Genomic DNA, 13695 nt, shown 5'->3' with positions numbered 1-13695 from the left:
TCGCTGTCTATTTTGTGCAGTGGAGAAACACACGCTCCGACTGCCCGTCATCGGCTAACGACCGGCTCTCAAGCCTACTGCTCACGGCGCAATTCAAGGATAAACACGCTCCCGCCGGGGTCATTGTCCTCAACTATGACAGCACCTCCGTAGCGGTCAACGAGTGTCTGAACGAGATATAGCCCTGCCTCCAGTTCCCTCACTCTCGAGGCCTCTCTCACCCTCCTGAAAGACGTGAACGTTCTGCTCGTCGGGAACTCCTGGCCCGTTGTCTGCCGGGGTCTGCTCAACTCCACGTGTCGCATCGATTCGACGCACATCACTGCAATCCAGTACAACGATGAAACGACGTGGAACTACGATTCAACAGCTGAAGAACACTACTACGGCTTCGGCTGTGTAATTGTCTCGTCCGGGCCAAAGATCCCGATTGCTGCGGAGTTCACACAGCGAAAGCAAATCAATGCTGAGACGGCGATGCGCGTCACGAAGGACGCGCTCACCGTCGATACACCGGTTTGGATGCTCGGAGACAGTGCCTACGACATCTTGGAGTGGCACGACTTCCTGCTGGCGCAGGGAGTCGTGCCGATTGCGCCGTACAACTCACGCAATACGGACGATCACTTGACATCGAATACAGGGTCGAAGACCGCATTGACGAACACACCGAAGACATCAGCCTCAAGCAGTCAGTGCTCAGCGAGACGTACGATCACCGGACACAAGTGGAGCGAACAAACGAAGCCTGCAAGGACTGCGGCCTCAGACACGTCCGCGCCCGAGGCCCCGTCCACGCACGAACACAAGTGTTCGTGGCGCTGTGTCTCCGTCTGATCGTCGCCATCAGCAACTACGAACGAGGACACAATCCCGGACGAACGAAGCTTAAAACCCTGTGATTGATTCTATGACACGCTCTATGTAGACTATTTGGAGCTAATTAGAATTTACGACATGACTGATAACCTAGCTAAGTCACAATCACGTCGTCTGGCGATATTTTCGGACAGGCTCGTAAACAACGTAAGATAGCGATATTATTCTGAATAGATTTTATAATTATTGACTATCCACTAAACAGCATGAGGCGACGGATATTTTTTACCAGTCTTGGAAGTACCTTCGCTGTCACAGCTTGTGGGTGCTTGAGTAATGATTCGGTGAGGAATCAGAAGTATACTGTGACTGCTTCGGATATCTCACCCGACCGCCCGCTCCGTCACGAAGTCAGCATACTACAGCCGAATATTCGATCAGAAGCAGAGCCTCTAACGATTGAGATCTCGGTGACAAACAGTACAGAAGAGTTATTCGTTTATAATGAACGCCGTGAAGTGCTAGGCTATTGTTTAGAAAGTGATGATTTCATACTTTTACTAAAAGACGAGCGTCCTTATGAATATAACGCTAACCGTGGTTTCTGGCAAGCATCGGTGCCAATCAGTATCGACGCAGAAATTCAAACCGCGGGGCTATCACCAGACGAAACTCACAAACAATCGCTAGTCTTAGTAGCCCGACAAATAGAAGATCTCCCGTCAAAGGTTCCCGAGAAACTCGAGTCTGATGTAACAGTTACAGTTTCTGCACCACAAAAAGTACAACGAACAGACGTTTTAATGGGCCTTTACGCTACAAAACAAGATTAAAGACAAATTAAGTTATCGAAACCATGTCTGGTAACGAGAATATTTTAATAGGAGTCAATATTCAAAACTTCAACTTCGCGTCCGTGTGTGTCTCCTGTAACTGCTTTCTTGAATACACCCAGTTTCCTTTGAAAACCCCTCAGCAGTGAGAACTCCGAGTTCTATTTCATTGCGTACACGTTGAAACCTGCGCATTATTCACCCATCTTCCAATCTTCTGAGCGGCGAGATATGATATATCGACATGTGCTTTACTATTGGCTGTGGAAGTCTATCTCAGCGGACCATGCGCGAAAATATAATAATTTCATATATTTTTATTATGTAAATTATGGGATAACTATAAAATATGCAGCCGGTTGGCTGCTCGATTGGTAATCTGTAGATAGCATAGCTAGCCTGTTGAGCAGGTGGAACGAACTCTTCTGAAAGGACATCGGGGAAGTTGATCAGTCAGTTTTAGACACAGTTCCGGCCAAGATGTAGATCGACGTTCTACCGACGAACTCTACTGTCGGAACGACCCAGTTGGCGATGGTGTTCCGCGATAGACTACCAGTCCATCAGTAACGACGACAACAGCAGTATTCAGGGAAGGAATCACGGCAGCAATTGAGATGGAGAAAGCCCTCGCCGCCCCCAACTCCCGCGTTTTGAAAGACGCGCTCCGCTCGTCTTTCGTCGTTTCGTTCATGCCATTCGCAGAACACTCGTTGCGCCCTGCAGTATCTCCTCACGGCGCAACGCGCCGTTCTGACGGACCGAGGATACACTGCCGCTTGCTTGGTCATTGGACTTTGTCGAGAGCGTCTCGCCCCTTCAGTTGTCTGGAAGACAGTGTCTTCCGGCCGCCCGGAGATCTCCGATTTTTGCAGGCCGCTAGGATTCGACTGATTGGCCGGAAGAAACGGACTCGTTGACCGGTCCTTATCTGAACAGCGCCATGTCAGCGTCGCGTGAGCCTATCGTGCTTGGGCGGAGCCAGCGGCATATGTCGTGTGTACCCGTCGTGCACGGGGCCATGCCCTGGGTGGTGTAGACGACGGCGTGTGGGCACTCCACCGCTGCAGAGCTACCACATACCACACTACTCAAAGACGCCGAACTGTGCCCAACTGGCTTTGACAAAGCACCAATAGACAGCGCCGACGAGCCAGTCGATCACAAATGATTCAACGGCGAGCAGACCAGGGCCGACGGGCTTGCTTCATATGGGCACAAATACGAGAGGGGACAGAACTGTCGCTGTAGAAGTGTTATAGCGAATTAACCGACCCCATATAATAGAACTGGTTTGAGGGAGTATTCATCTCTGAACCTTTGCTTCAAACAGCAGAGTAACGAGGGATGAGATAGTCGGCCTGAGCTCCGTGAGACTCTGTCGACACGATGTTTCCAGGATGGTGGGCTGCCGTATGAGCTTGATAGAATATTTAGATTGGACTGTGATTCAGAGCTTGCCAGGTTCGGGGAGTGGCAGCGGTTTTAAGATATCATATACACAAATAAGGGTCTTTAGATAGGAGCCTAATATCAGACGCCTAGGTTTCGGCGTCATTCGGCCACACCTCGCATTCTGAGATATATCGCTGCTAGTTCTTCTTTTGTCAGATGCATATCTTTTCCTCTGAGGTCGGGATTGCGGTAGTTTGATCTGGTCAGCATGGTTGCGATGAGTCCCTCTCGAAGGTACATCGACTGGACCCACTCGAGGCGCGCTTCATACGGCCACTGCTCGATGCCTGGCGGGAGATCGTCGGGCGGGTCGTCTCGGTAGTTGTCGCTCTCTGTGCTCACGCCTGTTCACCTCCATTCTCCAACCCAGCTGTCGCCCAAGCCAGATAACGGACGGTTTCGGGCTGGTCTTCGAGCGCCTGCTCTCGGCAGCGGTCGCCAGACGTGAGTAGGTATTCACTCTCGCGGTCGCATCCATCACGACCGCAAGCCGGTGGGTCACTCACTGAGAACCACCCCCCGCATGCGGGTGGGGGTCCTGACCACTGTCGGGGCACCCGTCGACGTGCTGAATCTCGTCTGGTGTGTCGCCGGTCTGCCCGCAGAAGTCACACCGATAGAACTCGTCGGCGAACGTCTCGATACACGTCACACTCACTGTTGCTCACCTCCGTCTGCGACGATTGGCTGGTAGTTCTCGTCGGGCTCGGCTTCGCGGCGTGCTCGCTCGACCAGCTCGGCGTCTTTCACCTCTTGCCACTCGTCGCCCGCGTCGTGTTTCAACACAGTCTCGACAGGCTCGACGAACTTGATACGCTGGGGCGGGAGTGTCCGCCGGGTGCCGTCCCAGAACTCGACCCAGAGCCAGCCAGATTCCTGCGTGGCGTGGGTCGCACAGAACAACTCGACACCGTCGCGGAACTGAACAAGCGCGGGGCTCGCGTCGGTCGGCAGACACTCGGGGTCCTTACGCATCGTCATCAGCCTCCTGTCGTTTCGCGTAGTCGGCAGCCTGAATCAGCGCGAGCCCGAGCTGCTCGGCTTCCTCCGGGTACAACCGTGTGTAGGCTTCGACGTTACTACCACCTGTGTCGGCGACAGTCGAGAGTCCGACCAGTGCGTGTGAAACATCATCGACTGTCAGGATTGCCTCGGCGTCGACCAGGCGAACGTGCGATACGTCGCCCTCGATTTCGACGGCGAACTCCCCACCTGCTTCGGTGTCGTAGAACGCTGGCGTCTTACTCATCGTCATCACCCCGGAGATAGTCGACAACTGCACCGAGGTCTGCGAGTTCTTGCTCTCGAAGCGCGGGTTCGGCGTGGTCCATCACTCCCTGGATTTTCTCGGCGGCGTCGTCGTCATCCATCGACCGACACCTCCTCGTGAACGCCGGCGAGACAGTCTGAGCACACGCGGCGCGGCGTTTCGACGCGTCCACAGACGGCGCACAACACAAACCGCATGTTGCTATATCGTTCGCTAGCGCTCACTGTTGCTCACCTCCAGCAATAACCTCAGATTCACCGTGACCGTCGTCGAGGACGACTTGATGGCGAACCTTCCCGTCGGCTTTGATTTTGATTTCGAGCGGGCCAGCGTCTTTGCACACGACGGCGCGGCCGTGGGTAAGCAGGTGGTTCAGGTCGTCGGCATCGAGCGTGACGGTCACGCCGCCCTGGGTCTCGATCTCGGCATCACTCATCGAGACCACCCCCCGCATGCGGGTTGGGGGTGTCGACCTCGCTAGCGACGGCCGCGCCGTCGGCGGTGACACCGTAGTACCGGCCCTTCTGTCGGTCTTCGTCGACCAGCAACTCAACGAGCCCGTGTTCTTTGAGCTCCTGAATCGCTCGCGAGACGTGGGCAATATCCTCGTCGGCGGTCTCGGCGATATCCGACGGGGTCGCCGGGCTGTCGTTGAGTGCCACGAGCGCGAGCCCGCGGTACCGTGAGGACGCGACGACGCCCACCGCGTCCCAGTTGAGTTTATCTGTCTGCGATTCCTCACTGTCAGTGCGGGCCTCACGGCCCGCGCGTGGTTCGCTTTCGCTCATACCAGAGGGCGGAACCACTTTCTCAGGGCCTGTGTTGTAGCACAGGCCCGAATTGACCCACTTACTAGCGGGCCGCTTGCGTGGTTCCTATGTCGTAGTAATGCCCTACCATTTCATAAATGCAACGGTCGTTTGAAATAGAGAGGACTGTCGAATATATTCATATTCATCGGATATACAGGCACTTGTTTAGATATTACACGTAATGAGGAAATCTGGCGAATGGATGACACTGTGGGATGACCGTATCTTAGAGATTTGTAGAAACGACGAAGACAATCTGTGTAAGGTCTCGGAGTTAGCGAAGAACGATTACGTACGGGTGTCACGCTCTACTGTCTCCCGACGCTGTAAAAAATTAGCCGAACACGACCTCTTGAGGCCTGTGGGTGACGGTGTCTATATCCTGACCGAACGCGGCGAAGGCTATCTCGACGGCAAAATCAGTACCTACGAAGACGAGCCCGACAGAGTCCCCCAGAACGACGACGAAAACAGCGGTGTGTCCTCCCCCAGCTCCCCCGAGTCGCCCTAACCACCCTCCATGTCACAAGCTGATAGACAGAGCGCCCACTGGATGAAACGCGAAGACGACCGCATACTCGAGTTCCTCCAAGACGAGGGCATGGCTTCGCCGGGGTTGATAGCCAGTGAAGCATTCCACAGTGTCTCTTCGGGCCACGTCGAGGAGCGGCTAGCGATGCTTCAGTACGCTGGCTTTGTGTTTTGTGTCGGTGTGGAGTCCTACGAGCTGGCCGACGCAGGACAGCGGTACCTACGCGGTGATCTAGACGCTCGACACCAGCCGACGCCAACGGTTGATAGTGTTCTTAGGTAGAAACGCCGGTTGGTCGACCGCGGGGGAGACGACGCGGTATGTCAGGGATTACGGCCCGCAGTCAACGTTCGGCCCCATGCAAAGGCCTACCGACACCCGAGGTATCACTGTCTCACAGATAAACCCAGTGGCACTGTCTCACAGAATAAAAACTCGACTCGTCTGAATTACGCGTCGGGACCCTCGTGGGTCTGGAGCGTGGCGGACGTACTGCCGTCGTCGCTCTCCCAGACGAGTGTGATGGTGTCGTCATCAGCCATGAAGATGTCGAGGCTCTCGCCAGCGCTCATTTCACTAGTATTGAAGCTGGCGTTAGACTCCGAAAAGTCATCATACGGTGGAACAGTGCCATTAGTTTCATTTGCACTACTTCCAGTTGCGCCCAGCAATTCAGCACTGATACTAGGCCCGTTGCTGTGTTGGATTGTTAGAGTACCGTCAACAGTCGTGTTATCTACCGCACCACTCGAAACACTGCCACCGGTGCCATCTTTAATTACATAGCCAAACGAATCTTCATCATCAATGCCTGGCTGTGTCTCGTTGTAATCGAAGTCGAAACTCGCCTGCGGTGCTGTATCACTAACCTGTTCTCCGAGGCCCAGGACGAACGTGGCAATGACAGCCGCCAGAATAACCGTAATGGCGACCATCAGGATCACGCCGATGACCGGGCTGACTGCGTTATCGTCATTGAATAACTTTTTCAGTTGCATTGTGTATCTAACGCAGCAACAGACCCGAAGAGTGATACGCAACTGAGCACATACCCCAAATGGGCACAAGGCCGAACCAGGGCTCTGTCGCCCACCCCTCAGATTCCGTTTTCACTGCGCGTAACATCAATTAGCTACCCATGGTTAAATAAATGTTATTCCGCTTGTCGTAATTCTGGATTCTGATTTTTAGATAGGGCAACAGTCCTCCCGCATACGGGTGGGGGGTTAGAGCCCAACGTCGACAAAGGCCTCGTCGACGACCTCGGGCGTCGGGGCGTTAAGATATGGCTCGATAGCGGCGAACGAGTCCCACCCACCGACCTGCATCACCACGCGCGGATTCATGTTCTCGTCGACAAGCAGGCGCTGGGCGAACCGTCGCCGGAGATCGTGACTCGATACATGCTGAAAATCCTCGTCGCCCGTCTCCTCGACGGCTGCCTCGGCCGTGCGCTTCACCACAGCTCGAACTCCCCGCTCGGTCAGGTCGACGAACGAGTTTTTCGGAGCGATGTTCTCGGCGTTCTGGAACTGTTGAAGCGAACGCTCCACATCGTCCGGCAGATAGGCGTCTCGCGGCTTCCCGCCGTTGCCTGTCGTATCCTTCCCTTTCGGAACGCGCAGGCGGTACTGGCCGCTCTCGGTCTCTGAGATGTCGCTCGGTGTCACCTGTGGAATCTCGAACGCGCGAAGGCCAACGTAGGCACCGAGTTGGATAATCACGTCGTCTCGATAGCTCGCGGCAGCTCGTCGTAGGTCTTCTATCTCGGCGTCGGTAAGCCAGACGTTGAACTCTCCCTCGGCACTCGTGGCTTCTAATCGCATGTAGGTTACTTTAATTTCCGACGTATTATATCTGTTGTCGTAACTGAATTGGCGGGGGTGTCCGGCGTGATCGGGCCGACGACCAGGGCAATTTGACGGGTCTGTTTCCGACTTCTATAACAAGTCGTCATTCACTCAATAGCGCTGTAGACCGCGCACAATCGGCTGATCCTGCGCAAATATTTCTGGGGGTGACTAGCTTACCGTCTGTCCTTTTTGACGGCAATTACGTATTGTCTGACCGTGTTGAAAGATATTCCTTGCATCTCCGTTAGTTCTTCAAAACTCCACCCATGAACGGCGAACAGATAGCTGGTGACTGCGGCTTTGCCTTCATTGACGATGTTGATTGGTACATCTCGACGGTTCTGGGTTATTCGGAAGTCCTCCACCCGCTCTGCGAGTTGAAGAATAGCTCGCGCACGCCACCGTACATTGCGCCACCCTTTGCCAGATATTCGTCGTGGCTTCTGGTTTGGCGGATTTGCTATAAGCCACCTACTCCATCTCTGTTTGCCGATTCTGGTTATTTGCCCCCCGTTTGTTCCTTCTACGAGGGTGACTTCTCTCCACTCTTCGCCCATAGTGTTAGTTATCTGGGAGATGTATATAAATTGTAACCGCGAAAGTTTTCTACGTACTCACCCTTCGCCAAAATGTGGTGCGAGCGAGAAAGGGTCGGGCGGTCTGATAGAGAGTGAGAGGTGCTACAGAAGTTCGATCAGAGGCATCTCTCTCGATTGCGTTGGCGCACCCGTCAAAAGCCGCGTGGTAAGGCACGCGGCAGCGATGGAGGTCTATCCCCCACATGAGTCAAACAGACGAGCCAACGAAAGTGCATCGGCCCAAGCTGGTTCCACCGCTGGTTTCAGCGATGGATGTGAGTCCAGCAAACCGGCCTCGAGCGCACTTCGATGATAGTATCGGGTTTGCAATTACGGAAACCGCACGCCAACGTGCCCCTACTCGTTCAAGTGAGTGGCGACACCGGGTCGGATTCGCAGGAGAAGTCGCGGCCGCATCGTACTTCGGAGTGCGTGCCAACTGGGAAATCACCGATGATTACGTAGGCGATGATGGGTGTGATTTCATCTACGACGACGCACGGGTCGAGGTGAAAACGACCACAAGTGAGCAGGATTTAGAACTCGTTGTCCCTGCCGATCGGGTTGATGACGCTGACTACTTCGTGTTAGCAAAATGTTCGAGTCCGAAGGAGTTGGTACATTTGGTTGGGTGGGTGAGCCGACCGGAGTTGAAGATGTTCGGGTATCGGTTTGACGGAAAGATTCGGGTTGAGGCTGAGTATCTGAACCCGTTCGAACCGCTCGAACTGTTCCCTGACCGAATCCGGGACATCCAGAGCGTATAGGATCTGTATTGCTTGTTTAATTTATCCTCGCACAGCACTGACCGTCTCCAGCGTGACGTTCGAGTTGTCTAAGAAGTCGTCACCGCTCCGAGCACAAACACAAGCGGATTCTGACCGATGCTGTCCCACTTCTCGGACACTGAGCGCAGTGAACTATCCTGTATTACTAAGTGGTACCACTAACTAATATTTACCATCACGCTCGCTCTCGCTTCGCGGGGGGCGTGACAAAACCACACTTCAACTATGGAACGATTTGGTGACGTAACAACTCGTATCGTGCTGGAAATCATCGCGGCGATTGCGGCGCTCAACTGGGCGGCTGTCGAGTTCGCAGATACAGATATCCTCGTCGACACGCTGTCACTCACGGGTGACACCTACACGGCCGTCATTGCCGTTATCGGCGCTGCTGGCGCACTGAGCTTGTACAACGGCGCGGCGTACTTCCTCGCGGACAACAGCGACAACTGACCATGACAGAGTTCGAACTGGATCTGGAAACGTTCCTTTTGTTCCCGCTTTTCGCGCTCGGGACGACGGTCTCGCTCGGGCTCATCGAGGCGTCGGCTATCCCGATCCTCGACCTGGGCGAGACGTTGTTCACGACGGGGAACATCGATTGGACGATTGGCCGGGGCCTCTCCATCGCGGCGCTGGCGGCGGTCGTCATCAACCGAGACGATCCCCTCGACTTCGACGCCTGGGGCATCATGGAAGCCTGGGCGGTCTACGTGACCGTCGGTCTTCTCGTTGCTCCTCCGTTCTTCCCGGCGCTTGAGTCGACGCTCGCCAGCACTCCGGCGGCGGTCGCGGCGTTCATCGTCCAAGGCATCGGCTTCTCACTGATTACGTACATCAACTGACCAATGGAACGAACACACAAACACAAGACCGGTCTTCTGGTGGTGGCACTCGTCGCGGCGCTGGCGGCGGTCGTGCTGACCGGCGGCGCAACAGCCGCGCTCGTCGACAGCAACGTGACCGTCGACGACCCGAACAACCAGACGGTTGAGGTAGACGTATCGTTCAGTGGCTCGACCGACGCCACCGCCGAACTGACCGAGGGTAGCTCGGTTGTCGAATCGGCCACTGTCTCCGGCTCGTCCGGGGCCACCGAGACGGTGACTCTCAACGCCGATGGTATCCAGAGCGGAACATATGGCATCGACGTGACGGCCACCGACGAATCAGTTGTCTCGCTGAGCGAGACGACCCTAATCACGCATCGGCCCTCTATGCTCAACCTGAGCAAAGACGAGACTGTGACGGTTGACGTTGAGTTTAGCTCTGCTGATGATGCGTCGGCGGTCGTCGAACTATCCCAGCACGGCACAACTCTCGGCAGCGAGACTCTCAACTGGTTTTACACCAGCGCAGGTGATGAGTCGGGCGTTAAGACTGCAGAGATTGCCGTGAATCAGAACGTGGAAGCGGCAAACATCACGGTCGAAACCTCACCTTCGAACGCACACTCTCAGGTGTGGGTATCGGGTGACGACGACACCAGCGGCGGAGTCCTGGGCGGTGGCGCTATCGGTGGCGCATCGCAAGATCAGCTAATCGGCTTCGTCGCGGTCGTGGTCGGGCTCGTCCTGGTCTACCAACGAGACCTTATCTGAGGTCTAAAAACTCAGATGTTTTTTAGAGAAAGATGAGCAAAACCGACGCACAAGAACACAACACAAGCATAGACACGAAACCGATGAAGAGGCGGGCGTTTCTGCGAGCGGCGGCAGGGACCGGCGTGATCTTGGCGGTCGTCGTGCTCGGTCTGGTTGCCTCTCCGGCGTCGGCGGCTAATTCCGGCGATGGGGACGGCATGGTTAACCTCACCGCGCTCGACGTAGGGCAAGGCGATGCCTATGTCATCTGGTCCGAGAATGAGACGATGGTGGTCGACTCGGGCGACTATACCGACAACGGCGAGCAGGTTATCAAGTACGTCTCCGAGACACTGAATCGAACAACGATAGATTACCTCGTCTCGACCCATCCAGACGCCGACCACATCGGCGGACACGAGGACATTATAGACCACTTTGAAAACAGCACAGACGGCGGTATCGGTGAGGTTTGGCGCTCTGGCATGTCGTCGCCGAGTGCAACCTTCGCCGGCTACAACAACTCAATATCGGCTAACTCGATACCGGATAATCTCGCTCGACAGGGCGACATTATCCCGTTCGAGGCGGCTGATGTAGAAGTGGCTTTCCCCAAAGCTGACCCTGCTGATTCCAGCCCCAATGATGATTCTGTCGCGCTCTACATCCAAGACAACGGCTCCGAGATGCTCCTGCTTGGCGACCTACCGAGCGAGGAACAGAACGAGGTTATCAACTATCTCCCGCATGCTCTCGATGGTGTCGACCTATACGAGAGTCCCCATCACGGCGCATCGTCGTCCACTGATGCAACGGTAATCAACTATCTCGACCCGTCGCTCTCGCTGGTGAGTGCTCCCTACGACAGCAGTTACGGACACCCAAACAACGAGACGCTATCGGCGCTCGCGGATAGTGAGATACCGACCGTGTGGACCGGGATACATGGGACCACTACCGTCGTCAACAACGGTGACGGTGTGCTCGACGTGCTCACCCAGGCGAACGTGACGACCAACACGACCGAGATGAAAACGTTCCCCTCGGATACCACGGCGTCGGAGAGCCCGACTGCGTGGAATATCACAGCACAGCAACCGTTAGACACGTTCAGCAAAACCGACGATTCGCCGGTAGTCGCTGCGCCTACTGACGGCGGTAGTTCTGACGGGCTCCCCGTTTGGCAACTTGGGTTCGGCGGGCTGATTGCTTTCTTTGGCGGTGCAATATGGAGGGTTCGCTAATGTCTCGGTCACGGTCACAGAGAACCGATGCAAACACTCGAATGAAGCGGCGGGCGTTTCTCAGGAGTGGCGCGACAGTCGCGGGCGCGGCGGCGGTCGGCGGCCTCTCCATGCAATCAGACGAGTTCTCTCCCGTCGGCAACTCGGAGGCATCCATCACTGGCGTCCTGGCAGGCGCGGCGGCCGTCTATGCCGGTTATAAGGTCGCAGACTACGCGATTGGCGAGCTTACGGGCGGCGATGACGACGACGCGGCCGACGAAGCAGAGCAAGACCTGATTCTGAACATGGCCTATTCCTGGCAGGATATCAAGCGCAACCGGGCGTTTTTCAACAAGGATATGAACCAACTCGCGGGCGTCGAGAACTTCGAGACGGCCGCGTGGCAGGATATCCGAAACGCGACGGCTCAGGGCTGGAAAGACGGAAAATCACCGTCTGAGGTGGCGCAAGAAGTAAGCCCGAAGCTCGACGAACGGGCGACGAAAGCCATCATCAGCTTCGTGAGGATGTACAATGTACTGATCGAGTCGATAACACCCGACCTCATTATGAAGGTCAAAAAGAGCCTGCCCGGTAGTGGAAGTGGGCCATCATATTGGCTAGGCCCCGGCGACCCTCTCCCTGGCGCGGGGTCCCCGACCGACAAATGGGATGGATTCGAGGGCGGGCATGTGACAGACAACCAATATGCCGTGTTCAAACGGCCACTCTCAAAAGAGAATGGAGAACTACCAGCAGACCCGCGAGAGGTCGACGGCGTGGACGTTTCAGATGATGGGTCTGTCCCATTGCTTGCAGTCTATGATAGTGGCGAGAACAAATTTTACTCGACCGGGGATTACGGGAGGACCGCGGATGTCGGCCTTGGCTGGCTTCTGAGAATTAGCACCCCTGAGACTGGGAAAATCGTATTTGGCGACTCGGAAGAAATTGGGCATGCAATGTCGGATATCAAAAGCTCCCTCTCGACGCTCAAAAGCGAGGACATGCAGGCCTACATTGACAAGATGTATCAGGCATTTGACGAGGGCGTAGCGTCCCCGGCCGATATCCTCACCCCCGAGCAATTGAACCAGCAGTTCGCAGATAGCGACCAGCAGAGCCGTCTCATGCTGGAGCTTATCGCCAGCGGCCAGACCGCCCCCGAGGAGTCGGGCTATCAGGCCGAGGTGTCGCACCCTGATATACAGTCTGACTCTCTCTGGGGCTGGCTGGTTCCCCAGTTCCCGAGTGGTTCAGAACAATCCATTAAGCCGGGCATGACGCTCGCGGCAGCCGACTACGACGGCGCTTATTTCGTCTACGAGACGGCCCAGGGCGATCAGGACAAGATGATTCTGTCCGGCTCAGAGGACCTCGAAATTCTGTCCCTCGCGGGCGTCGACGGCGAGGAGGACATAACCGAGGAGGCAGGGGACTCGACAGACTCAGATTCAGGCGTGGTCGTCTGGACGGGTTCGGACAAGTCCAACGCTCCCGAGCCGATTCAGTCCCCTAGCGACCACTCCGACCACCGGCTCGTTGTCAAAGGGGCACAGAATCGCTCGTCTCACGCCCTCTCCGAGCTTGAGAGGACGGACCAAGACGGGACGGTGACGTACTCGCTCCCCTCGACCTCGCTCAACGCTGGCGAATCTGTTGAGGATATTGTCATCGTCCCCCCGGTGGACTACACGCAGGGCGTCAACAAGGTGACCGACCCCCAGGACCTCACCACAGAGGATATTCAAAAAGAGGTTGAGCACCAGAAAGAGGTTTACAAGGTGTTCAAGGAGCACCATCAAGACGATTCCGGCGGCGGTCTGTTCGGCGGCGGGTTACCCGACCTCGGGCCGGATATCCCGACCATTCCGGGGCTTGGAGTCGTCGAGTCTGTCATCGTTGGTGGTGGGACAGTGTTCGGTCTCAGCTTGCTCAGGAGCTAA

20 protein-coding genes and 2 pseudogenes are annotated in these 13695 nt (G+C 55.7%); 10 read left to right on the top strand and 12 right to left on the bottom strand.

The features are described from left to right. Positions 1-74: 74 nt before the first annotated feature. A pseudogene (locus tag OSC37_RS02280) lies at positions 75-276 on the bottom strand (ATP-binding protein); the annotation flags it as partial. On the opposite strand from OSC37_RS02280, the pseudogene OSC37_RS02275 reads away from it, so the two are divergent. Then, a pseudogene (locus OSC37_RS02275) lies at positions 277-902 on the top strand (transposase); the annotation flags it as partial. Between the two features lie 282 nt (positions 903-1184). Further along, positions 1185-1652: a hypothetical protein gene (locus tag OSC37_RS02270; protein WP_267162984.1), complete on the top strand. Its 468-nt coding sequence runs from the start codon at positions 1185-1187 to the stop codon at positions 1650-1652. Positions 1653-3206: 1554 nt separating this feature from the next. On the opposite strand, the gene OSC37_RS02265 is transcribed toward OSC37_RS02270, so the two are convergent. The 8 genes from OSC37_RS02265 to OSC37_RS02230 all read right to left on the bottom strand — a co-directional run bounded on the left by OSC37_RS02265 (position 3207) and on the right by OSC37_RS02230 (position 5165). Further along, positions 3207-3449, bottom strand: coding sequence for a hypothetical protein (locus tag OSC37_RS02265; protein WP_267162983.1), 243 nt, complete (start codon positions 3447-3449; stop codon positions 3207-3209). Further along, positions 3446-3613 (bottom strand): hypothetical protein, encoded by a 168-nt coding sequence (locus OSC37_RS02260; RefSeq protein WP_267162982.1) that lies wholly within the window; start codon positions 3611-3613, stop codon positions 3446-3448. Before OSC37_RS02260 ends, OSC37_RS02265 begins: the two co-directional genes overlap by 4 nt. Beyond that, positions 3610-3765 carry a hypothetical protein gene (locus OSC37_RS02255; RefSeq protein WP_267162981.1) on the bottom strand — a complete coding sequence of 52 codons (156 nt, stop codon included), beginning with the start codon at positions 3763-3765 and terminating at the stop codon, positions 3610-3612. The genes OSC37_RS02260 and OSC37_RS02255 overlap by 4 nt, the downstream gene beginning before the upstream one ends. Further along, on the bottom strand, positions 3762-4088 hold the full coding sequence (locus OSC37_RS02250; protein WP_267162980.1) for a hypothetical protein: 327 nt from the start codon (positions 4086-4088) through the stop codon (positions 3762-3764). Before OSC37_RS02250 ends, OSC37_RS02255 begins: the two co-directional genes overlap by 4 nt. Then, positions 4075-4356 carry a hypothetical protein gene (locus OSC37_RS02245; protein ID WP_267162979.1) on the bottom strand — a complete coding sequence of 94 codons (282 nt, stop codon included), beginning with the start codon at positions 4354-4356 and terminating at the stop codon, positions 4075-4077. Before OSC37_RS02245 ends, OSC37_RS02250 begins: the two co-directional genes overlap by 14 nt. Further along, on the bottom strand, positions 4349-4477 hold the full coding sequence (locus OSC37_RS02240; RefSeq protein WP_267162978.1) for a hypothetical protein: 129 nt from the start codon (positions 4475-4477) through the stop codon (positions 4349-4351). The genes OSC37_RS02245 and OSC37_RS02240 overlap by 8 nt, the downstream gene beginning before the upstream one ends. Positions 4478-4597: 120 nt before the next feature. Next, positions 4598-4813, bottom strand: a complete 216-nt coding sequence (locus OSC37_RS02235) for a hypothetical protein (protein WP_267162977.1) — start codon at positions 4811-4813, stop codon at positions 4598-4600. Then, positions 4806-5165, bottom strand: coding sequence for a winged helix-turn-helix domain-containing protein (locus OSC37_RS02230; protein WP_267162976.1), 360 nt, complete (start codon positions 5163-5165; stop codon positions 4806-4808). The genes OSC37_RS02235 and OSC37_RS02230 overlap by 8 nt, the downstream gene beginning before the upstream one ends. A gap of 205 nt (positions 5166-5370) precedes the next feature. Here OSC37_RS02230 and OSC37_RS19185 point away from each other — a divergent pair, with 205 nt between their 5' ends. Both OSC37_RS19185 and OSC37_RS02220 read left to right on the top strand, forming a co-directional pair. Next, positions 5371-5700, top strand: a complete 330-nt coding sequence (locus tag OSC37_RS19185; protein WP_497007716.1) for a winged helix-turn-helix domain-containing protein — start codon at positions 5371-5373, stop codon at positions 5698-5700. A gap of 9 nt (positions 5701-5709) precedes the next feature. After that, complete coding sequence (locus OSC37_RS02220) at positions 5710-6003, top strand: winged helix-turn-helix domain-containing protein (protein ID WP_267162974.1); 294 nt, start codon at positions 5710-5712, stop codon at positions 6001-6003. Positions 6004-6170: 167 nt separating this feature from the next. Here the strand turns inward: OSC37_RS02220 and OSC37_RS02215 are convergent, their stop codons facing one another. From OSC37_RS02215 to OSC37_RS02205, 3 genes are all read right to left on the bottom strand, one after another. Further along, positions 6171-6719, bottom strand: coding sequence for a type IV pilin domain-containing protein (locus OSC37_RS02215; RefSeq protein WP_267162973.1), 549 nt, complete (start codon positions 6717-6719; stop codon positions 6171-6173). Positions 6720-6947: 228 nt separating this feature from the next. Next, on the bottom strand, positions 6948-7547 hold the full coding sequence (locus OSC37_RS02210; protein WP_267162972.1) for a site-specific integrase: 600 nt from the start codon (positions 7545-7547) through the stop codon (positions 6948-6950). A 200-nt stretch (positions 7548-7747) separates the two neighbouring features. Next, positions 7748-8131 carry a hypothetical protein gene (locus tag OSC37_RS02205; protein WP_267162971.1) on the bottom strand — a complete coding sequence of 128 codons (384 nt, stop codon included), beginning with the start codon at positions 8129-8131 and terminating at the stop codon, positions 7748-7750. A gap of 224 nt (positions 8132-8355) precedes the next feature. Between OSC37_RS02205 and OSC37_RS02200 the strand changes: the two genes are divergently transcribed. The 6 genes from OSC37_RS02200 (at position 8356) to OSC37_RS02175 (ending at position 13695) form a co-directional block, all read left to right on the top strand. Then, positions 8356-8919, top strand: coding sequence for a hypothetical protein (locus OSC37_RS02200; RefSeq protein ID WP_267162970.1), 564 nt, complete (start codon positions 8356-8358; stop codon positions 8917-8919). 246 nt (positions 8920-9165) lie between these two features. Beyond that, positions 9166-9393 carry a hypothetical protein gene (locus tag OSC37_RS02195; RefSeq protein WP_267162969.1) on the top strand — a complete coding sequence of 76 codons (228 nt, stop codon included), beginning with the start codon at positions 9166-9168 and terminating at the stop codon, positions 9391-9393. Positions 9394-9395: 2 nt separating this feature from the next. After that, entirely contained in the window at positions 9396-9785 is a 390-nt protein-coding gene (locus OSC37_RS02190; protein WP_267162968.1) for a DUF8023 family protein, read from the top strand. 3 nt (positions 9786-9788) lie between these two features. Continuing rightward, entirely contained in the window at positions 9789-10541 is a 753-nt protein-coding gene (locus tag OSC37_RS02185) for a hypothetical protein (protein ID WP_267162967.1), read from the top strand. A 32-nt stretch (positions 10542-10573) separates the two neighbouring features. After that, positions 10574-11767: an MBL fold metallo-hydrolase gene (locus OSC37_RS02180; RefSeq protein WP_267162966.1), complete on the top strand. Its 1194-nt coding sequence runs from the start codon at positions 10574-10576 to the stop codon at positions 11765-11767. A 41-nt stretch (positions 11768-11808) separates the two neighbouring features. Continuing rightward, on the top strand, positions 11809-13695 hold the full coding sequence (locus tag OSC37_RS02175) for an Env/VP5 family phage fusion protein (protein WP_267162965.1): 1887 nt from the start codon (positions 11809-11811) through the stop codon (positions 13693-13695).

Source organism: Halovenus salina, assembly GCF_026410925.1.
Lineage (GTDB): Archaea > Halobacteriota > Halobacteria > Halobacteriales > Haloarculaceae > Halovenus > Halovenus salina.
This window is presented reverse-complemented; position numbering and strand designations above follow the sequence as displayed.